23 protein-coding genes and 1 pseudogene are annotated in these 20,240 nt (G+C 60.3%); 11 read left to right on the forward strand and 13 right to left on the reverse strand.

The annotated features are described in order from the left end of the window. Positions 1–151: 151 nt before the first annotated feature. Positions 152–1,285: a cupin-like domain-containing protein gene (locus AC07VO_RS10540; RefSeq protein ID WP_018925338.1), complete on the forward strand. Its 1,134-nt coding sequence runs from the start codon at positions 152–154 to the stop codon at positions 1,283–1,285. 20 nt (positions 1,286–1,305) lie between these two features. On the opposite strand, the gene AC07VO_RS10545 is transcribed toward AC07VO_RS10540, so the two are convergent. After that, positions 1,306–2,478, reverse strand: a complete 1,173-nt coding sequence (locus tag AC07VO_RS10545; RefSeq protein WP_018925337.1) for an MFS transporter — start codon at positions 2,476–2,478, stop codon at positions 1,306–1,308. Positions 2,479–2,640: 162 nt separating this feature from the next. Between AC07VO_RS10545 and AC07VO_RS10550 the strand changes: the two genes are divergently transcribed. After that, entirely contained in the window at positions 2,641–4,464 is a 1,824-nt protein-coding gene (locus tag AC07VO_RS10550; RefSeq protein ID WP_086945111.1) for a glycoside hydrolase family 15 protein, read from the forward strand. Between the two features lie 99 nt (positions 4,465–4,563). Here the strand turns inward: AC07VO_RS10550 and AC07VO_RS10555 are convergent, their stop codons facing one another. Beyond that, positions 4,564–4,938: a DUF6124 family protein gene (locus tag AC07VO_RS10555; RefSeq protein WP_086945112.1), complete on the reverse strand. Its 375-nt coding sequence runs from the start codon at positions 4,936–4,938 to the stop codon at positions 4,564–4,566. 687 nt (positions 4,939–5,625) lie between these two features. Here AC07VO_RS10555 and AC07VO_RS10560 point away from each other — a divergent pair. Together AC07VO_RS10560 and AC07VO_RS10565 are read left to right on the forward strand one after the other, a co-directional pair. Then, entirely contained in the window at positions 5,626–6,015 is a 390-nt protein-coding gene (locus tag AC07VO_RS10560; RefSeq protein WP_086945113.1) for a hypothetical protein, read from the forward strand. Positions 6,016–6,074: 59 nt separating this feature from the next. After that, a complete protein-coding gene (locus AC07VO_RS10565) occupies positions 6,075–6,965 on the forward strand; it encodes an alpha/beta fold hydrolase (RefSeq protein WP_086945114.1) in 891 nt (296 codons plus the stop codon). Here AC07VO_RS10565 and AC07VO_RS10570 read toward each other — a convergent pair. Next, the gene (locus AC07VO_RS10570; RefSeq protein ID WP_086945115.1) at positions 6,934–7,926 is read right to left on the reverse strand and encodes a GlxA family transcriptional regulator; all 993 of its coding nucleotides are present in this window, start codon (positions 7,924–7,926) and stop codon (positions 6,934–6,936) included. The genes AC07VO_RS10565 and AC07VO_RS10570 overlap by 32 nt on opposite strands. A gap of 90 nt (positions 7,927–8,016) precedes the next feature. Here AC07VO_RS10570 and inhA point away from each other — a divergent pair, with 90 nt between their 5' ends. Next, positions 8,017–8,703: an isonitrile hydratase gene (gene inhA / locus AC07VO_RS10575; protein WP_064619088.1), complete on the forward strand. Its 687-nt coding sequence runs from the start codon at positions 8,017–8,019 to the stop codon at positions 8,701–8,703. A 37-nt stretch (positions 8,704–8,740) separates the two neighbouring features. On the opposite strand, the gene AC07VO_RS10580 is transcribed toward inhA, so the two are convergent. Further along, on the reverse strand, positions 8,741–9,070 hold the full coding sequence (locus AC07VO_RS10580; protein ID WP_086945116.1) for an antibiotic biosynthesis monooxygenase: 330 nt from the start codon (positions 9,068–9,070) through the stop codon (positions 8,741–8,743). A gap of 26 nt (positions 9,071–9,096) precedes the next feature. Then, complete coding sequence (locus AC07VO_RS10585) at positions 9,097–9,726, reverse strand: LysE family translocator (RefSeq protein ID WP_018925330.1); 630 nt, start codon at positions 9,724–9,726, stop codon at positions 9,097–9,099. A gap of 89 nt (positions 9,727–9,815) precedes the next feature. Between AC07VO_RS10585 and AC07VO_RS10590 the strand changes: the two genes are divergently transcribed. Then, the gene (locus AC07VO_RS10590) at positions 9,816–11,141 is read left to right on the forward strand and encodes an aminotransferase-like domain-containing protein (protein ID WP_086945117.1); all 1,326 of its coding nucleotides are present in this window, start codon (positions 9,816–9,818) and stop codon (positions 11,139–11,141) included. Positions 11,142–11,714: 573 nt separating this feature from the next. Here the strand turns inward: AC07VO_RS10590 and AC07VO_RS10595 are convergent. Then, positions 11,715–12,203, reverse strand: a complete 489-nt coding sequence (locus AC07VO_RS10595; protein ID WP_018925328.1) for an SRPBCC family protein — start codon at positions 12,201–12,203, stop codon at positions 11,715–11,717. 198 nt (positions 12,204–12,401) lie between these two features. On the opposite strand from AC07VO_RS10595, the gene AC07VO_RS10600 reads away from it, so the two are divergent. The 3 genes from AC07VO_RS10600 to AC07VO_RS10610 all read left to right on the forward strand — a co-directional run bounded on the left by AC07VO_RS10600 (position 12,402) and on the right by AC07VO_RS10610 (position 14,389). Further along, positions 12,402–13,322 carry an ADP-ribosylglycohydrolase family protein gene (locus AC07VO_RS10600; RefSeq protein ID WP_086945118.1) on the forward strand — a complete coding sequence of 307 codons (921 nt, stop codon included), beginning with the start codon at positions 12,402–12,404 and terminating at the stop codon, positions 13,320–13,322. Positions 13,323–13,381: 59 nt separating this feature from the next. After that, on the forward strand, positions 13,382–13,783 hold the full coding sequence (locus AC07VO_RS10605) for a lysozyme inhibitor LprI family protein (RefSeq protein WP_018925326.1): 402 nt from the start codon (positions 13,382–13,384) through the stop codon (positions 13,781–13,783). A gap of 249 nt (positions 13,784–14,032) precedes the next feature. Continuing rightward, positions 14,033–14,389 carry a hypothetical protein gene (locus AC07VO_RS10610; protein WP_018925325.1) on the forward strand — a complete coding sequence of 119 codons (357 nt, stop codon included), beginning with the start codon at positions 14,033–14,035 and terminating at the stop codon, positions 14,387–14,389. Between the two features lie 48 nt (positions 14,390–14,437). Here the strand turns inward: AC07VO_RS10610 and AC07VO_RS10615 are convergent, their stop codons facing one another. The 5 genes and pseudogenes from AC07VO_RS10615 to AC07VO_RS10635 form a co-directional block, all read right to left on the reverse strand. Next, positions 14,438–14,692: a DUF1652 domain-containing protein gene (locus AC07VO_RS10615; RefSeq protein WP_018925324.1), complete on the reverse strand. Its 255-nt coding sequence runs from the start codon at positions 14,690–14,692 to the stop codon at positions 14,438–14,440. Between the two features lie 383 nt (positions 14,693–15,075). Then, a pseudogene (locus AC07VO_RS10620) lies at positions 15,076–15,288 on the reverse strand (sigma-54-dependent Fis family transcriptional regulator); the annotation flags it as partial. An 11-nt stretch (positions 15,289–15,299) separates the two neighbouring features. Beyond that, complete coding sequence (locus tag AC07VO_RS10625; RefSeq protein WP_019579918.1) at positions 15,300–16,037, reverse strand: S-methyl-5'-thioinosine phosphorylase; 738 nt, start codon at positions 16,035–16,037, stop codon at positions 15,300–15,302. A gap of 12 nt (positions 16,038–16,049) precedes the next feature. Further along, positions 16,050–17,060, reverse strand: a complete 1,011-nt coding sequence (nagZ, locus tag AC07VO_RS10630; RefSeq protein ID WP_019579917.1) for a beta-N-acetylhexosaminidase — start codon at positions 17,058–17,060, stop codon at positions 16,050–16,052. Positions 17,061–17,215: 155 nt separating this feature from the next. Further along, positions 17,216–17,923, reverse strand: a complete 708-nt coding sequence (locus AC07VO_RS10635; RefSeq protein ID WP_018925321.1) for a TetR/AcrR family transcriptional regulator — start codon at positions 17,921–17,923, stop codon at positions 17,216–17,218. A 230-nt stretch (positions 17,924–18,153) separates the two neighbouring features. Between AC07VO_RS10635 and lexA the strand changes: the two genes are divergently transcribed. Further along, positions 18,154–18,762, forward strand: a complete 609-nt coding sequence (lexA, locus tag AC07VO_RS10640; protein WP_026286346.1) for a transcriptional repressor LexA — start codon at positions 18,154–18,156, stop codon at positions 18,760–18,762. Between the two features lie 10 nt (positions 18,763–18,772). After that, positions 18,773–19,246 carry an SOS-induced cell division inhibitor SulA gene (sulA, locus tag AC07VO_RS10645; RefSeq protein ID WP_018925320.1) on the forward strand — a complete coding sequence of 158 codons (474 nt, stop codon included), beginning with the start codon at positions 18,773–18,775 and terminating at the stop codon, positions 19,244–19,246. A 94-nt stretch (positions 19,247–19,340) separates the two neighbouring features. Here the strand turns inward: sulA and AC07VO_RS10650 are convergent, their stop codons facing one another. Both AC07VO_RS10650 and AC07VO_RS10655 read right to left on the reverse strand, forming a co-directional pair. Then, positions 19,341–19,574 (reverse strand): hypothetical protein, encoded by a 234-nt coding sequence (locus AC07VO_RS10650; protein ID WP_007933173.1) that lies wholly within the window; start codon positions 19,572–19,574, stop codon positions 19,341–19,343. A 141-nt stretch (positions 19,575–19,715) separates the two neighbouring features. Further along, positions 19,716–20,240, reverse strand: a complete 525-nt coding sequence (locus AC07VO_RS10655; RefSeq protein ID WP_064619098.1) for a DUF6586 family protein — start codon at positions 20,238–20,240, stop codon at positions 19,716–19,718.

The raw sequence follows: 20,240 nt of genomic DNA on the forward strand, positions 1-20,240 counted from the left end.
TCAAAAAGTCGTCTGTATGGGAAGACGACCCGCCAGCAGCGCAAATTAGTCAGCGTCGGTTAAATCTCCGCTGCAGGTGCTCGTTTCTCTTCAAACCAGAATCAGTTCAAACCAAAACCAGCTCAGACCAAAACCAACAAGAGGCGTCGCCGTGGACCTGCAGACCATCCTGGGCAAACTGTTCGCCAATGCCGGTGCCGTCGGCATCGAAGGGGTTTTTCAATTCGTGTTCGGCCCGCATCAGGCGTACTGGTCCGAGGTCAAGGCCAGCAGCCGCACCGAAGCCGGCCGTCATGCCAGCCCCGACGTGACCATCGAAGTCGCGGAACAGGACTTTCTCGGGATCATGGGCGGCATGGCCAATGTCGAGGAACTGTTCGCCAGCGGCCGCTTGAAAATCGGCGGCAACATGGGCCTGGCGACGATGCTGCCGCAGATCATCGATCACGCCCGCCATGGTGGCGGCGTGGTGGAAAAGGTCGACATGAACAAGCGCTACCCGACCCCGCCGCGTTTCAGCGAAAAGGTCTCCGCCAGCCTGTCGCCCCAACGCTCGGTGGAGCGTCGGCCACGTCGCGAACTGTCAGTGCTGGAGTTCGAAACGCGCTACCTGCCCCACGGGATTCCGCTGGTGATCAGCGATGCCCTGCAAGACTGGCCCCTGTTCAAGCTCAGCCGCGAAGAATCGCTGGTGCATTTCGCCGAACTGCAAGGCATCACCCGCCACGGCGATTACGTGAAGAAAACCTTCTCCACGGAGCGGGATTTCCGCTCCACCTCCATGGCCGAGTTCATCGCTTCGCTGGACACCCCGGCAGTGAAAAGCGCCGATGGCGAACCTCCGGCGTACATGGGCAACAACATCCTGCCGGCGCAGTTGATGGAGCAGATCAAGTACCCGCCCTATTTCGATCAAGCGCTGTTCATCCCGCCCCGCATCTGGATCGGCCCCAAGGGCACGCTGACACCGCTGCACCGCGACGACACCGACAACCTGTTCGCTCAGGTCTGGGGCCAGAAAACCTTCACCCTCGCCGCGCCCCATCACCGTGAAGCCCTCGGCACCTGGTCGACAGCCCCGCAGGGCGGGCTCGACGGTTGTGATTTCAACCCGGATGCGCCGGATTACCAGCGTTTCCCCGGCGCGCAAGACGTGACGTTTCTGCGAGTAACCCTGGAGGCCGGCGACCTGCTGTTTCTGCCCGAAGGCTGGTTCCATCAGGTGGAATCGGTCTCGACATCGTTGTCGGTGAATTTCTGGGTGAATTCGGGAAGAGGCTGGTAATCCCTTACGGGAGCAGCGGGCTATTTCAAATGACGGAAACTCTGCACCGCCGCCCCCAACACCACGGCACCCGCGGCAATCGACACCCAGAACCCGCTGCGCGCCCCGAACGCATCCACCAGCCAGCCGGAACTGGCCGCGCCGATCGCCACGCCGATGCTCAAACCGGTGACCAGCCAGGTCAGGCCTTCGGTGAGTTTGGCCGGCGGCACGATGCGCTCCACCAGCGCCATCGCCACAATCAGGGTCGGAGCGAAGAACAGCCCGGCAACGAACACCGCCAGCGACAAGCCGACAATATTCGCCGCCAGCAGCAACGGCAACGTGGTCACCGCCGTCGCTACCCCGCCATAGAGAAACAGTAACGGCAGCGGCAGTTTCGAGCGCAGCGCGCCGAACGCCAACCCGGCCAGGCATGAACCGATGGCATACACCGACAGCACAATGCTCGCGGCCGCCGGTTGCCCCTGCTGCGCGGCGAAGGCAACGCTGACCACATCCACCACACCGACAATAGTGCCCATGGCAACCATCAACAGCATCAACAACTGGATCTCGCTCGAGCGGATGATCGAACCCTGATGGTGTTCTTCATGGGGATGCACTGGCGGCTCGGTGCCGCGCTGCAACACAAGCGCCGTGACCCCGATCGCCAGCATCAGCAACGCCGCCAACGGCCCCGCCTCGGGGAACGCCACCACGCACAACCCCACCGACAGCGGCGGCCCGACGATAAAACACACCTCATCCAGCACCGACTCCAGCGCATAGGCGGTTTGCAACTCAGGGCGACCGCGATACAACTCGGTCCAGCGTGCCCGCACCATCGCCGACATGCTCGGCATGCAACCGGCCAGCGCGGCAAACGCAAACAACGTCCAGTGCGGCGCCTGCAAGCGGGTGCAGAGCAACAGCATCAACAGCGCCCCGCCGCCGACCAGCGCCGACAGCGGCAAGATCCGGCCTTGCCCAAAACGGTCCACCAGCCGCGAAACCTGCGGCGCACAAAACGCCGTGGCCAGGGCAAAAGTCGCCGCGACGGAGCCCGCCAGGCCGTAACCGCCCTGGAGCTGCGAGAGCATGGTGATCAGGCCGATGCCGGTCATGGAAATCGGCATGCGCGCGATCATCCCGGCCAGCACAAAGGCACGGGCGCCTGGGGCGTGGAACAGCTCGCGGTAGGGGTTTGCCATGGGATCGGGCCTCAACAAGGGCCTGCAACTTGCCACAGCGTCGGTCTGCGGGAAAGCGTCGAATTGTAGGTTGAGTGTGAACGCCGGTTCGGCGCCAAATGAACTCTCTGTGGCTTTAACCAGTCAGCTGGTTAGGCCCTCGATTCCCGGAGTTCTGCGGCAATGGCTGATCCTTCCGAACGACAAAGCGCGATCGACGCCCACGGCATCATTGGCGACATGCGCAGCGCGGCGCTGGTCAACGACAAGGGCAGCGTGGACTTTTTCTGCTGGCCGGAATTCGACAGCCCGTCGATCTTCTGCGCGCTGCTGGACAGCCCCGAAGCCGGCATCTTCCAATTGGCTCCGGACCTGCCCGACGCCCGCCGCGAGCAGATTTACCTGCCCGACACCAACGTCTTGCAAACCCGCTGGCTCAGCGATCATGCGGTGGTCGAAGTCACCGACCTGCTGCCCATCGGCGACAGCGAGGATGATTTGCCGATGTTGATGCGCCGGGTGCGCGTGGTCAGCGGTCGGGCGACGATTCAGATGTTGTGCAACCTGCGTCATGACTATGCGCGGGCTCACACCAAGGCGCGGGCGCGCGGCCGCAGTGTGTATTTCGAGGCCACCGGTCAGCCGCCCATGCAGCTGTGTGCGGATCAGCCCTTGCGCGTCGAGGGCAACGCAGCGATTGCCGAATTCACCCTCGAACAGGGCCAGAGCGCCGAGTTTTTGCTCGGCGGCGTTGACGATCCGCGCTTCAAGGAAGGCGCCGCCGATCTGTGCCTGGAGCGCACCCTGAAGTTTTGGCGCAACTGGATCGGCCAGTCCAATTACCGCGGGCGCTGGCGGGAAATGGTCAATCGCTCGGCCCTGGCGCTGAAGCTGCTGACCTCGCGCAAACACGGCGCCATCCTCGCCGCCGCCACCTTCGGCCTGCCGGAAACACCTGGCGGCACACGCAACTGGGACTACCGCTACACCTGGATCCGCGACGCCTCGTTCACCGTCTACGCCTTCATGCGCCTGGGCTTCGTCGAGGAAGCCAACGCCTACATGCGCTGGCTGCGCGGCAGGGTCAGTGATTGCCGGGGTAAACCGATGAAACTCAATATTCTCTACGCCATCGATGGCCGCCAGGAACTGCCGGAAACCGAACTTTCGCACCTGTCCGGCCATGGCGGCGCGACGCCGGTGCGCATCGGCAATCAGGCCTACGAACAAATCCAGCTCGACATCTTCGGCGAGCTGATGGACGCGGTGTACCTGGTCAACAAGTACGGTGAGGCGATCTCCCACGAAGGCTGGAAACACACCGTGGAAGTGGTCGATCAGGTCTGCGAAACCTGGCAGCAAAAGGACGTTGGCATCTGGGAAATGCGCGGCGAGCAGCATCATTTCCTGCACTCGCGACTGATGTGCTGGGTAGCGCTGGATCGGGCCATCCGGCTGGCCTCCAAACGCTCGCTGCCCGCCCCGTTCGCCCGTTGGGACCAGACCCGTCAAGCGATCTACGCCGACATCTGGAGCAACTTCTGGAACGAAGAACGCGGGCATTTCGTCCAGCACATCGGCGGCACCGGCCTCGACGGCTCGATGCTGCTGATGCCGCTGGTGCGCTTCGTCAGCGCCAAGGATCCGCGCTGGATCGCGACCCTCGAAGCCATCGAAAAACACCTGGTGCGCGCGGGCATGGTCTACCGCTACCGCAACGACGACAGCCAGATCGACGGCCTGCCCGGCACCGAAGGCGCCTTCGCTGCCTGCTCGTTCTGGTACGTCGAATGCCTGGCCCGCGCCGGCCAGGTAGAAAAGGCGCAGCTGGAGTTCGAGCAATTGCTGCGGTACGCCAACCCGTTGGGGCTGTACGCCGAAGAGCTGGACAGCCACGCGCGGCACTTGGGCAACACACCACAAGCACTGACGCACCTGGCGCTGATCAGCGCGGCGAGCTTTCTGGATCGGAAGTTGAGTGGGGAGAAGAACTTCTGGCAGCCTTGAGACTGAGGTGACTGCTTCGCGGGCAAGCCTCGCTCCTACACGGAACCGGGTTCAATTCGAGTCCAATGTGGGAGCGAGCTTGCTCGCGATGACGAGGGATCAGCTGTGTGGCGCAGGCTTCGGTACGTCGACGTTATCCAGCACCCGATTCACTGCCAGCTCGGCCAGCATGATGACTTGCTGAATCGCCAGGAGCGTATGCCGCTGTGGGGCGTCGACATAAGCGGCAATGTCGCTGGTCATGACGCTGGCTGAGGCCAGTGATTCGCAGACATGGGCCAGCAGACTTTCGTTATCCATATCCGGCGCAACTAGAAACATCCTGCTTGGCTTACGACCTTCGGTTTTTTTCGGGGTGGGTTTGAGGTAGTGGTCGAGCGCGCGTTCGGCGGCGTCGTGGAGTTTTTTCGAATCGAGGGATTCATAGGGCGAAACGTCGTCGGTTTCTGGGGGATTCGGTGTGGCTTTGAACATGGTGACACTCCAAATGAGAAGTTGAGCTGCCACTGATCGCTGCGACGCGATGGAGGGAGGCAGCTGTACGCGGGGTCGCAGACCGAGTCATTTGGAAACCCGGCATACCCGAAGGTATCCCGCGCACAGCCACCATAAGACCAAACGACACACTCCGAAGGAGCGTTGGTTGGGCGGCGGCGATTATGCACCAAATGAACTGAACGGACTGCGACGCCCGGTCGCTGAATTTGCAACGACCCCCAAAGCCTATCGGCTCCCTTTCCTAACCAACAACCGCCAAAACTCGTCAGAAATATCCACTTTTACGACACTTTTTGTAGGATCAAGACCTACCCGCGATGAACTTAAACACACTCTGCCTGGCAGGACTGACCTCCTGTGGCGAGGGAGCTTGCTCCCGTTGGGGCGCGCAGCGGCCCTGAAATCTGCAACCACATTCCTCCAGAAGCACCGTATTTACTGGCTTAGCGACTGCTGCGCAGCCGAACGGGGGCAAGCCCCTTCGCCACAGGATTGCGTAGGCCAATCGCCTACATTCACTAAACAAACCAGCCCAATCAACACCTGGTAACTGATTCCTACATCCGGAAATACCTTGTTGCCAGCACCTACATCCATCCCTACCATCCACGCTCAACGGGCACAGCGGAGCTGTCCAACAAAACCCGAATTCAAGGAACCAGAATGACCCAGCGCATCCATCGCAGCATCAACGTCCCACTCCGATCAGGCCTGAACCGGACTGAATTGTGGGAAGGCCCCGACAAAGGCTTGATCAAATGCTGGGAGATCGGCCGTCAGCGCGCCGCCCGCTTCCCCGACCTCGCCCACCAATGCCTCACCGGCGAACTCCCGGTGCTGGGTTGGAAAGGTGGCGTCAGCCGCAGCCTGAAGAAACTCGAAAAATACGGATCCCTCAAATACCTCGCCCAATGGCAAGGGTTACGCGGGGAAGATCTGGATATTGATCTGAGCGCAGAACGGGCGTTGACCTGTTCCAGGACCAAAATGGTCGTGACATTTACGCCGGATCGGTCGAAGTATTTCAACCAGGTAGCGGACGTGGAAGCCTGAGAAGCAAGGCCTCAGGTCGATCTGAATCAGCCGTTGATAGACAGCCCATGGAGCATCGAATGCAGATCCAACATGTCCTGACGCCAAACCTCGATATTGCCTGCGAAACACACGGCCCCAGCACCGGTGACCCAGTCATCCTTCTGCACGGCTTCCCCTACTCCCCCCGCGCCTACGACGACATCGCTCCAGCCCTCGCCGCAAAGGGCTACCGTGTGATCGTTCCGTACCTGCGCGGCTACGGCCCGACCCGTTTCAACTCCCCCGCCACCCTGCGCTCTGGCCAGCAGGCCGCCCTCGCCCAGGATTTGCTGGACCTGATGGACGCCCTCGCCATCAAACAAGCCGCGCTGTGCGGTTACGACTGGGGCGGTCGGGCGGCGTGCATTGTCGCGGCGCTAAGGCCGGAGCGGGTGCGCTGCCTGGTGACCGGGGACGGTTACAACCTGCAGAACATTCCCCGCTCCAGCCAGCCTCTGGATCCGCAGACTGAACATCGTCTCTGGTATCAGTATTACTTCCACACCCCGCGCGGCGTGGAAGGCTTGACCCAAAACCGCCGGGCCCTGTGCGAACTGCTCTGGCGCCTGTGGTCACCGACCTGGGCGCAAAATGCCGAACGATATCCCTTGAGCGCGCCAGCCTTCGATAATCCGGATTTCGTCGACGTAGTAATTCACTCGTACCGGCACCGGTTCATGTATGCGCCCGGCGACCCGACGCTGGAATGGATGGAAGAAGCGCTGACCCGACAACCGGCAATCAGCGTGCCGACAATTTCCCTGTGCGGTGCCGATGACGGTGTGGGGCCCGCGCCTGAAGTCGATGAAGACGCCGGGCATTTTACCGGCCCTTACGAACGCCGAGTGTTGGCGGGCGTCGGGCATGACATTCCCGAGGAAGCGCCCGAGGCGACGCTCAAGGCAATACTGGATCTGCTGAAGGGCTGACGGAAAACCGCTCGCGATAAGCCTGCGGTGTCACGCTCATGGCCCGCAGAAAACTGCGGCGCAGGGTCTCTTCGCTACCAAACCCGCATTGCATCGCGACCCGTTTGATCGGTACGCCGGTGTCGCTGAGCAGTCGTCGCGCGGTCTCGACCCGAATCAGTTCTATGGCCCGCGCCGGGGTCTGGCCGGTGTCGGTGCGGTAGTGACGGACGAAGCTGCGCTCGCTCATCCCGGCCTGCAAGGCCAAGGTCGGGATGCCAAGGTCCTTGGTGAGGTTTTCGCTGATCCAGGCGTGAAGCTCGTCGAATCGGTTGCCTTCTTTCTGCAAAGACAGGGTCACGCTGAACTGCGACTGGCCCCCCGGACGCTTGAGAAACACCACCAGTTGCCGGGCGACTTCGAGGGCCATGGTTCGGCCGAGGTCTTGTTCGACCATGGCCAGCGCCAGGTCAATGCCCGCGGTAACCCCGGCCGAGGTCCAGACCGGACCGTCGTTGATGAAGATCGGGTTGTGTTCGACCTGCAGTTTGGGATGCTGCTGCGCCAATTGCTCGCAGCGGGTCCAGTGCGTCACCACCCGTCGACCATCAAGCCAGCCGCTGGCCGCCAGCAAAAACGCCCCGGTACACACTGACGACACCCGCCGGCAATCTCGCGCATGCTCACGCACCCACCCCACCAGCGACGCGTCCTGCGCCGCCGCGTAAACGCCCCAGCCACCGGCAATGATCAAGGTGTCGCTGCCCCGATTCGGCAGCGGTTCTGCCAACAGTGCCAACCCCGCCGACGACATCACCGCCCCGCCACCGCTGGCAATCACTGACGGCGCATAGGGCGGCGGCAGACCTTGCTGGCGGGCAATGTCATTGGCCGAGGCAAACACCTGCAACGGCCCGGTGACATCGAGCACTTGCACGTTGGCGAAGGCCAGCACATGAATGGTTTTCGGGTGGTTTGGCATGATTGGCGTAATTCGTGGGGTTATTGGCGTATTCGCCAAATCCTACGAGCCTACAGTGAAGCCGTCCACCCCAATCAGGAGAAAAACGCCATGACGTTGCAGATCGGTTTACTGTTGTTTCCACAGGTTCAACAACTGGACCTGACCGGCCCATATGACGTGCTGGCCTCGCTGCCGGACGTGAAGGTGCATCTGATCTGGAAAGACCTGGTGCCCGTCACCGCGAGTACCGGGCTGGTGTTGAAACCGACCATCACCTTCGACGATTGCCCGCCGCTGGATGTGATCTGCATTCCCGGAGGTGGCGGCGTCGGCCCATTGATGGAGGATGAACAAACCCTGGCCTTCATCAAGACTCAGGCCGCCACGGCGCGGTATGTCACCTCGGTCTGCACCGGTGCCCTGGTGCTTGGCGCGGCAGGGCTGCTCAAGGGCAAGCGCGCCACCACGCACTGGGCGTATCACGAGTTGCTCGGGCTGTTGGGGGCGATCCCGGTGAAGGATCGGGTGGTGCGCGACGGCAATCTGCTGACCGGTGGCGGGATCACCGCGGGAATCGATTTTGCCCTGACCCTGGCCGCTGAATTGTTCGATAAGGACACCGCGCAACTGGTGCAATTGCAGCTGGAATACGCCCCGGCACCGCCGTTTGCTTCGGGCAGCCCCGAGACAGCGCCAGCCGGCGTACTGGAGGAAGCCCGTAAACGTGCTGCCGGGTCGTTGAAATTACGTACGGAAATCACCGAACGTGCAGCGGCGAAACTCGACCTCCAGTGAAAGAGATGGCCGCGGGGGGCTATCCCCCCGCAGCCAGTCACTCACGCCGGCCATTCGGCACAAACAGCTCGAACGAGTCATCGCCATAAGCCCGCTCCACTTTAGCGATCACCACTTGATAACCCGCATACCACTTGCGGTACTGGCGCTTGGCCTCCAGGTGCCTGGGGTGGCTGGCGAATTCCCGGATAGAGGTTTCGTCCTGCCAGTAGTAACTGGCGTTGACCAGTTCGCCATCGGCCGAGCACCAGGACTGGGTACCGACGAACCCTTCGATGCTGATCGCGGCTTCGTCGATCAACGTGCTCAACAGGTTGAACTCCTCGTCTCGTTGCCCGGGTTTGTAGATAAACGATGCGATGTACATGCAGAGGTTCCTTTTCAGTGAATGAGTCAGGCCGGACGTGTCATCAGGGCCAGCCTGACGGCGAGCAACAGCAATACCGCGGCCAGCCCCAATGACTGCCATGTGGCGAATGTCGACGTGCTGGAAATACGCCGGCTGACCGTGCTGCCGAAAACCCCGAGCAGGGTGTGAAACACGCCACTGACCAGGGTCAGCACCATGCCCAGCAGCACCAGCTGTACGGCAATCGAGCCTCGTTGCGCGTTAACGAATTGCGGCAGGAACACCATGAAAAACAGCAAGGCCTTGGGGTTCAGCAGGCTGTTGAGCATCGCCCGGATCAGCAGGGTCTTGAGCGGCACCTGCGCAACATCCGACGTGCCGCTGGCCGATGGCTTTTGCAACGCCTTGAACGCCAGCCACAGCAGATACAGAACGCCGGCATAACGGATCAGGTCGAAGGCCGGTGGCCAACTGGCAACCAGTGCCGTAACCCCCATCGCGGTCAGCGCCGTCAGGATCAGATCGGCCAGACCAATGCCCAATCCCGACGCCACACCGCCGCGCCAGCCATAACTGGCACCATGGCTGATTACGAAGGCCATGTTCGGCCCGGGTGACAGCAGCAACAGCATCACCGCGCCGACGAAAATCGATAAGGTCGCAGGGTCAATCACAGCGAAGTCTCCGTCCTGGAAAGCCTGTAGATTAGAGCGCCAATCTGATACAAACAAAAAATTGATCCAGATACAAAGAGCGCTCACCCATGACCCGTATTCGCTACAAACGCCTGGTGGATCAGTTCGCCGGGAAGATTCGCAGCGGTGAACTGCCACCCGCCACGCAATTGCCGACCATTCGCGCGTTGATGCAGAGCGAACGGATCGCCCTGGCCACGGCTTTGCGGGTCTATCACGAGTTGGAGGCGATCGGCCTGGTGGTCGGCGAGACCGGTCGTGGCACCTTTGTGCGCGACACGTCCTTGCCTCGCGGACTGGGGTTGGAACAGCAACCACTGGGCATCGGCACGGTGGACCTGACCTTCAATTACCCGTCGGTACCCGGTCAGGACGAGTTATTGCGCGAGGGTTTGCGAGCGATTGCCGCCTCCGGGGATATCGATGCGCTATTGCATTCCGCGCCTCAGGGCGGGCGGCCGCATGAACGGCAGACGGCGGCCCGGCATTTACGCAATCGGGACATTCGGGTGGGGGGCGATCAGGTTCTGATCGTCAACGGCGCCCAGCAAGGTCTTGCCGTGACGCTGATGGCACTGCTCAAGCCGGGAGATATTCTGGCCCTCGACGCCCTCACCTACCCCGGCCTGAAAACCTTGGCCCAGGCCCATCGGCTGGACCTCGAAGCCCTCCCGCAAATCGCCGGGCACACCGACCTCGACGCCCTGGAAGCGCTGTGCAAGCGGCGCCCCGTGCGGGCGCTCTACAGCATGCCGACGATGCACAATCCGTTGGGGACGGTGATGTCCATCGCCGACCGTGAACGCCTGGTGCAATTGGCCGAGCGATACGACTTTCTGATCATCGAAGACGGCGCCTATGCCTTCCTCGCAGAACCGGCACCCAAACCGCTGTTTACCCTGGCCCCGCAGCGCACGCTGTACATCAGCGGCCTGTCGAAAAGCGTTGCCTCGGGCCTGCGCATCGGTTTCATCGTTGCACCGAAAGCGATGATGCCGGCGCTGGAGCAAGCCATCCGAGTGTCGACATGGAGCACCCCGTCGCTGACCGTCGCGCTGGCCTGCCGCTGGATCGATAGCGGCGAAGTCGACAACCTCGAAGAGCAAAAACGCCTGGACGCCCGGCAGCGACAGGACCTGGCTCGGCAAATCCTGAAAAACTGCGAACTGGTGGCGCATCCCGCTTCCTACTACCTCTGGCTCAGATTGCCCGAAGGCTTGCGGGCCGAAACGGTGGTTGCCGAGCTGGAACGAAAAGGCGTGCAGGTGACCAGCGCCGCACCCTTTGCCACGACCACTCATGTGCCTCCTGCACTGCGGGTGGCCATGGGATCGATCAGCCTCGACGTGTTGAAGCGCGCCCTGGAGACTCTGCATGAAGTCGTGGACATCTGACGGACTTTTCTGACACCCATAAAAAAACCCGCCTAAGCGGGTTTCTCAAGACCATTGCGACATCCTGTCGGCAGCCATCCTGGCGTATGGTCGATCATCCGTGATCCTGAACACGTCCTGTGTTCAGTTGATGGATCCAGATTAAACACATTGGCGAAGCTTCAAAAGACGACATAACAGCGGCTGCGTGTAAGCCATTGACCATTCAGCACCTGAAAGCAGCCCCTGTAGCAGCTGCCGAAGGCTGCGTTCGGCAGCTGCTACTAGTACGGGTACAGGTACGGGCGATCGGTCGCAGTTTCCTGCAGACGAAAAAAAACCCGCCGAAGCGGGTTTTCCCAAGACCATATCGACTCCCTGTCGGCAGCAATCCTTGCTTATGGTCGATCATCCGTGACCCTGAGCACTTCCTGTGCTTCAGTTGATGGGGCTAGATTACGCTTCGGATCCAATCCGCAATAGACGATATAGCTACTACCGCGTGTAAGACATTCGCTATAGCCACCCTTCCGAAAACCCTTGGACGTATCAACCATCATGGGCCGAAGCCGCGAATTTCGCGGCTTGCAGCCATCAACTTCCCTGACGCTCGTGGGCCTTGGTGTTTTCTGCCAGAAACTGTTCGATGTTGTTCATCTGCTCATCCCAGCCACGGCTGTCCATGCGGAAAGCCTTGAGCCTGCGCGACTGGGGAACGTGATCGAAACCGGACTCGACGACCGTCAACAGCGTGCCTTCGTCCATGTCCTGGAGTTCGAATTTCACCAGCGTGGTGGGCTCCTGAGAGTAATCGACTTCCGGCTCCACCGCATACGGGTGCCAGCGAAACGAAAACACCCGCTCCGGCTCGACCCGCTCCACCAGTACATTCCACAACAAGTGCTCATAACCAGGATACGTAATCTGCCCCTGGGTCCACTCGCCGGCGACAAAGCGCTTGCCTTCGAGTGCCACGCCGAACCATTGTCCGAACATTTCGGCATTGGCCAGCATGCGCCAGACCCGCGAGCGCGGCGCCTTGAGCAGGATCTTCCTTTCGATGCGATCTGATGCTGGGTTCATAAGTCACCTCCTGTATTGAACAGTAGGCCCGTAAAGACCAGAAGACCAACCTAAAAGTTGTATCAAACGGCTGATGCAATCAACCGTACCTGAAATATTCGGCCTCGATTTTGGCCATAAGTTCTGGTTTGAAAGGCACAGTCAACGGATTGAAACTGCTAACGTTTGCAACGACGTGCAACCTTACAAGGAAGATTCATGCAGCCTTCACTCACGGAGCGTTATCGCGCAACCCTGTTTGGGCTTGCTTGCGCAGATGCTATCGGCACCAGTGTCGAATTCCAGCCACGCGGCTCGTTCGAGCCCCTGACCGATATGGTTGGCGGCGGCCCGTTCAATCTGAAGCCGGGGCAATGGACCGATGACACATCCATGGCACTTTGCCTGGCTGAAAGTCTGCTGAACAAAAAAGGTTTTGATGCGGCTGACCAGATGGGCCGTTACCTCAACTGGTGGCAATGGGGTTACCAGAGTTCGACCGGCGAATGCTTCGACATTGGCATGACCGTACGTGATGCGCTGGTTCGTTATCAGAAAACCGGTCAGCCATTCGCAGGCTCCTCCGATCCCGACACGGCGGGCAACGGTTCGCTGATGCGGCTGGCGCCGGTAGTCTTGTACTACTTTCCCGACCGCGACCGGATCAGGACGTTTTCCGTAGACAGTTCGCGTACTACCCATGCCGCGCCGGAGGCACTTGAATGCTGTCAGTTGCTTGCCGAACTGCTCCGCAAGGCATTGCTAGGCGCCACCAAGCCGGATTTGCAGCGCCTGCCAGAGACAATATTCCTGGAACCAAAAGTCATGGCCATCGCCCGAGGCGACTACCTCGACAAGTCCAAAGACGATATCCGGGGCAGCGGCTACTGCGTTGCATCACTGGAAGCGGCCTTGTGGTGCTTTCACCACACTGACAGTTTTGCAGCCGCCATCCTCGAAGCCGCGAACCTGGGTGACGACGCCGATACCACTGCCGCCATCGTCGGTCAGTTGGCCGGGGCTCACTATGGTGCGCAGGCCATCCCTGAAGGCTGGCTGGCGAAGTTGCACAGGCGCGCTGACATCCAGGTTTGTGCGGACCAGTTACTCGCGGCTTCAGGCGCCCTTTCTACAAGCTGAAGCCTGCGTCTTCGCTACACTGCAACCTCCTCTTTTCAATTGTCACAGCGAGAATTCCCATGCACCCACGCTTGCTCCTGGCACTGACGCCGCTGCTGTTCACCCCTCTTGCGCATGCCGTCGACTGCGACAACGCCACCGACCAGACGACGATGAATCAGTGCGCAGCGCAGCAGAACAAGGCCGCCGACAAGGAGCTGAATGCGCTTTACCAGCAGATCACCACGCGATTGAAGGACAGCCCTGACGCCAAGAAGCTGTTGGTCGGTGCCCAGCGCTCATGGATTGCGTTTCGCGATGCCGAGTGCAAGTTCTCGGCGTCCGGAGTGGAGGGAGGCAGTGTTTACCCGCTGATCTATAGCAACTGCACCACGGCGCTGACCAAGGCGCGGGTCGAAGCCTTCAAGACTTACTTGAAGTGCAAGGAAGGGGATTTGAGTTGCCCGGTGCCTGAGGCTTGATGCTGCGGCGTTCTTGATGCCGCCGCGTGCCAGCTTAACGATCACTATAAAAATCAATCAGTTACTTGAAATAACTGGCTTATGGGCGCGTCTGAACGAGATCGCCCGCGTCTAATATCGCGATATCTGTTGCAGTGTGAGACAAGCATAGAGGCCCCCGGCCGGAACACTTCATCGCCCGGCGATTGACGATGCTGCAGTGCAGGCGCGAAATGTGGGTTCACCGATTGCCAGTCAGAGGGTAAGAACATGGCAAGCATAACGGTCCTGGCGGGGGACTTTCTGCAGGGTGATGGAGAGTACACAGACGGCGTTTTCACGCTCAGGACGTCGCTTCACCCGTGGCCCGGCATCACCCTCCCGCTCTCATTGTTCAAGAGTGTAGAAGTGGCCAACGAGGATTCGATCAACAACATCAAGGATGTCATCGGCTTCGGCGTGGCGGGGGCCATGTTGCTGGGGCCTATCGGCGCAATTGCCGGCTTCATGTTGGCTGGCAAGGAAACCGAGGTAACCTTTCTGGCCACACTCAAGGATGGAAGAAGGTTGCTGGCGGCTGTAGACAACGACACGTTCGATGAGATTTCCCGAAAAATCCCGTCCTGACATGACAGACGCACGCCGCACCATCGACAGGTGCGGCGTGACATCGGTTCAGCTGTAGAACGTCGGGTGAACGCCTTTGTGAGCCTCGATTTCCAACCGCATATCAGCCACCAGCGATGCAATTGCATGGGGACTGTCCAGTGTCCATACCGGTACGTGAGTGGCCACCAGATCCACTTTGCCGGTCATGCAATCGCAGACCCGAATCGTCAGGAACTGGTCTGCCTCCATGCTACAGGTGCACACGGCGGGCAGAAAACTTTGCTCGATGATGTTTTGGATTTCCAGGGGTGATAGGAACATCGCTACCTCCCTCACGCCAGATGGATGCCGGGCAAATGCTCCGTCATTTCACCCTTTAGCCTGAAAATTCTAATCCTCATTAGCGGGTGTCTCAAGGCTGTGACAGGTTGCTCGTCGTCTCATCGGGCTGTCGCGATTTGCGACACCTCCAAGCGAGTCGCCCGCCCCCTCGCATCACTCAAAACCCCGCTGTCACTGAGCTATCAGCCCCTTCCCGACACTTGGCACAGCCATTGCCAAACAGTGAGCAAGCCCCCGTTTTCACGCACAACAAGAGGTCTTGCCATGCCCCTCCCTTATCTGCTTCCCGCCACCTCGGCGTTCATCCAGCGCGCACCGCGCATGCTCATTGGCGGTGACTGGGTCGAGGCCGCCCGACGGCCAGACCATGCCCCTGCGCCAAGGGTGATGTCTTGCAGGCCGCTGCCCTTGAGACGGTCGGCGCGACCTTCGACGGCGAGGATGGTGGCGTCGGAATTGGCGAGGATGATCAGCCCTTCCTTGCCTTGGCGATCGGCCAGATAGTCGATGGCCGGCATCGCCGCATCGATCAACAACCGATTGCTAGCCAGCAGCCCGTCGAGACTGGCGCTCGAGAGTGTCGAGCTTAGCCTTTCAATACCCGCGCCAGCGTCGACTTCACTTTGCCCATGCCATCATGCAGTGCCTGTTCAATCTCGGCCATGGTAATGACCGCCGTCGATTTGCCCGCCGCGGGGTTCACCACCAGCGCCAGACAGGCATAGTCCAGTTCCAGTTCACGCGCCAATGCAGCTTCCGGCATACCGGTCATGCCGACGATGTCGCAACCGTCACGTTCCAGCCTCGCGATTTCAGCAACTGTTTCCAGACGTGGCCCTTGAGTGCAGGCGTACACGCCATGGCTGCTATAGCCGACGCCTTCAGCCGCCAACGCCGCGATTAATCGCTGACGCAGGGGTTCGCTGTAGGGATAGCTGAAGTCGATGTGTGTAACGTGTTCCAGGTCATCGGCGAAATAGGTGTGTTCGCGACCGCTGGTGTAGTCGATCAATTGATGCGGCACGCAGAAATGCCCGGTGCCCATCGCGGCATGAATCCCGCCCACGGCGTTGACCGCGAGAATCGCTTCAGCTCCGGCTTGCTTCAAGGCCCACAGATTGGCGCGGTAGTTCACCTGATGCGGCGGGAAGCGGTGTGGGTGGCCGTGACGTGCGAGAAACAGCACTTCCTTGCCGGCGTACTCACCGATCTGCACCTCGGCCGAAGGCGCACCGTAAGGGGTGTCCACCGCCAATGACTGACGAATGCTCAAGCCTTCGAGTTGAGTCAGGCCGGTGCCACCGATAATCGCGTAAACCGTCATAACGAAAAGTCCTTAATCAATCAATTGAGCTTCTTTGAGCGCGCCGACGGCCGTCAGCCAGCGCGGGTCTTGACGGTATTCGGTGCTGGCGTACGCCTGCCCACGCATCCGCGCGATACGCGCCGAAGGCTTGACCTTCAACCGCTGGGCGGCACTCAAAGCCAACTCGGCAGCCGCACGGTCGTTGCACACCAGGCCCATGTCGCAACCGGCGGTCAATGCCGCTTCGATGCGACTGGCGGCATCGCCCACCACGTGCGCACCGGCCATCGACAGGTCGTCACTGAAGATCACGCCATCAAACTGCAGCTCGCCGCGCAGGATGTCCTGCAACCAGCGACGGGAGAAGCCGGCAGGCTGGGAATCGACTTGTGGATAAATAACGTGGGCCGGCATGACGGCGGCCAATTGCTTGCTCAATCGCGCGAATGGCACCAGGTCGTTGGCGCGGATCTCTTCGAGGCTGCGCTCGTCGTTGGGAATCGCAACGTGGGAATCGGCCTCGGCCCAGCCATGACCGGGGAAATGCTTGCCGGTGGCAGCCATCCCGGCGCTGTTCATGCCGCGGATGAATGCACCGGCGAGCAAGGCTGCGCGCTCGGGATCACCTTCGAACGAACGGGTACCGACCACCGCACTGCGCTGGTAATCCAGATCCAGCACCGGGGCGAAGCTCAGGTCGAGACCGACCGCGAGCACTTCGGTCGCCATGATCCAGCCGCACTGTTCGGCCAGGTATTCGGCATTCGGGTTGTCGGCGATGGCGCGCATGGCGGGCAGTCGCACGAAGCCCTGACGCAGCCGTTGAACCCGACCGCCCTCCTGGTCGACCGCCAGCAGCAGATCGGGACGAATGGCGCGGATCGCGGCGCTCAATTCGCGCACCTGACGCGGGTGTTCGATGTTGCGGGCAAAAATGATCAGGCCGCCCACTTCGGGCTGGCGCAACAATTGGCGATCTTCAGACGTCAGCCAGGTACCGGCGACGTCCACCATCAACGAGCCTTGCAGGCCAGCAGTCATGGAAATTCCTTGAATACGATAAACCCGGCTCGCACGAATTCGCCGCCATGGGCTGAGCCCGGCAGGTCGGCGATATCAATGAGGGGGTTCAAAACGAGAGTCGGCATGGGCGCCTAGCTTAGCGGATGTCCGCCACCGCGCCCACCCGTGTGCGGTTAAACCTTGGCGGCTACCGGAGTCGATTTACTGCGCGGACGCAATTGCGCGGCGGCCATGGCGGTGTCGGTGACGCCGGTTTCGGCACGCATGCCCGCAGCCAGGAATGGCACCATCAGACGCATCACTTGCTCGATGGAAGTGTTGACGCCGAAATCGGTCTCGGCAATCGCACGCAAGGCCTTGATCCCCGACATGCTGAATGCCGCTGCACCGAGCATGAAGTGCACGCGCCAGAACAGTTCGATCGGAGGAATGCGTGGCGCGGCTTCGTTGACCAGCAGCATGTAGCGGCGGAAAACCTTGCCGTACATGTCTTCCAGATAACGACGCAAGTGCCCTTGGCTCTGACTGAAAGCCAGCCCCAGCAAACGCATGAAGATGGACAGGTCGTTGCCGCTGCGTGGTTGCACCACCAAGGCTTGCTCGACGAGGATCTCCAGCAATTCTTCGAGGGTCGGTTTGTTCTCGGGTTTGGCCTGACGGCGCTCCAGCTCTTTATCGAGACTGAGGCAGAACGGCCCGAGAAAACGCGAGAAGACCGCTTGAATCAGCGCCTTCTTCGATCCGAAGTGATAGTTCACCGCCGCCAGATTGACACCGGCCTTGCTGGTGATCAGACGCAACGAGGTTTCAGCGAAACCTTTTTCCGCGAACAATTGCTCGGCAGCATCGAGAATGCGTTCAACGGTTTCCGACTGGGCCATGGCTACTCCGCCTGACAAACACTTGTTTGAAACATACGTTTCAGCCCAGGCCTTGTCAAGTCTGGCGGGTTCGTTTTGGGAATGGTCGGTCAGCTATTTAACCATACAACACTGGCGCTTCAATCGGCGAGCTGAATGACCGTCCAGCGGCCGGCAAAAAAAGGGGCATTGCCAAGACCGGTTCACTGTATATAATCCCAGTCACTGTATAAAAAGACAGAGCGATCAATATGCTAAAGCTGACGCCACGCCAAGCAGAGATTCTGGCCTTCATCAAACGCTGCCTCGAAGACAACGGCTACCCGCCAACCCGCGCGGAAATCGCTCAGGAACTGGGCTTCAAGTCGCCCAACGCGGCGGAAGAACACCTCAAGGCACTGGCCCGCAAGGGCGCAATCGAGATGACCCCGGGCGCCTCCCGTGGCATTCGCATCCCCGGCTTCGAAGCCAAGGCCGACGATTCTACCCTGCCGATCATCGGCCGAGTGGCAGCAGGCGCTCCGATCCTCGCCCAGCAGCACATCGAAGAATCCTGCAACATCAACCCTTCGTTCTTCCACCCTCGCGCTGACTATCTGTTGCGGGTTCATGGCATGAGCATGAAGGACGTCGGCATTTTCGACGGAGACCTACTGGCCGTCCATACCACCCGCGAAGCCCGTAACGGTCAGATCGTGGTGGCGCGGATTGGCGACGAAGTGACCGTCAAGCGCTTCAAGCGCGACGGCAGCAAAGTCTGGCTGATTGCCGAAAACCCTGAATTTGCCCCTATCGAAGTCAACCTGAAAGATCAGGAACTGGTGATCGAAGGCTTGAGCGTCGGCGTGATTCGCCGCTAAAGGAGGCTTTATGCAGTTCCCACACACTTCACAGCAAGCCCAACTGCCGTTGTTCGAGGCATTCATGGCGCAGCCGCTGGCGCCGATCCTGAAAGAAGTGGTCGAGTCGCCCTGGAGCGCCGAGCCCGAAGTCTTCAGCGAGCTGTCATTGCGTGGCGCGGCCGGGAACTGCCTGAACCTTCTGGCACCAATCCTCAGGGAGCTGAGCCAGGATCAGGACGCTCGCTGGCTGACGCTGATCGCCCCGCCCGCCAGCCTGACCCAGGCCTGGCTGCGAGACGCCGGCCTGAACCGTGAACGCATTCTGCTGCTGCAACCACGCGGCACACAGAGCGCTCAGCAGCTGACCTGTGAAGCTTTGCGACTTGGCCGCAGCCATACGGTCGTCAGCTGGCTAAACCCGTTGAGCACATCGTCGCGGCAACAGCTGATCAGCGCCGCCCGTACCGGGGATGCGCAAAGTCTGAATATTCGGCTGGGTTAACTGACAAAACAGTGTTTGCACTGAACAGCGCGGGGCTTCTCCAAGGATAGAGAAGCCGGTCTGTAGAGGTATCCGCAAAATCCGACGGGCGGGATCAATGAAGAACTCGTGGCCCCTCTTCCTTATCAAATTCGCCTTCAACCAGGCGTCCTGCCATCTGAACACCGACGCTCAACATCGCCTTGGCGACTTCCACGTGCTGGCCTTGCAGGAAAGCCTTGGCATCCTCGGAGAAATCCAAAGTAACCAGAGAACCCTCGTCCTCGGCCCTACGCAGCTCGATTCGGCCGTCTGGTAACTCGACAATTTCTAGAAAGGACGTTGGCATAAAGGACTGTTCTCCACGAAAGGCAGGGATTATATAGGCATCGGCCAAGCTTCGCTCAGGATCTTGACCAGATGCCATCACGAAGAGAAATTTCTGACATCACGCTTCCTTGGGCGGACCATTCACCGAGCACTCAATCTTTCAGCACTCGTTCAGCCCGTCGCGAAACCGGATCGCCAAGCTTTTCAGATTCTGGCGCCAGCTCTCCAGTTCTTCCCGGCTCAGCTCTTCAGACGCCTCTTCTTCGTCCAGGTTGACGGCCAGAATAAGCGGCTGCGTCACATCACCCTTGGGCTTGTGTGGAGCACGAGGCGGTTGAAACAGTGCGGCATAAGCCGACAGCAGCTTGGCCAGCCAGGTTTCAGGGTTTTGCGCCAACTCGACCATCTCGGCCATTTCCGGAATAGCGATGGTTTCGAGTACTTCGCGGGTCAGCAGCATCTCTGCCCGTGGCGCATTGGCCTGAGGCAAGCGATAGAAACCGGCGATTTCATGGCACAGCCCCAACAGCGCCCCGTACAGGTGAAACAACGCCGATTCGCGACCGGCCTGAATCAGCGCCAGGGAGTTCATCGCTCGCCCCTCTTCGGCCTTGGCGAGCGCTTCCAGCGACAAGCCGGCGAAATAAATTTTCTGGTTGGTACGGGTATAGAGTTCGTGGGCCAT

The sequence above is a fragment of the Pseudomonas sp. GW821-FHT03E01 genome, assembly GCF_059420765.1.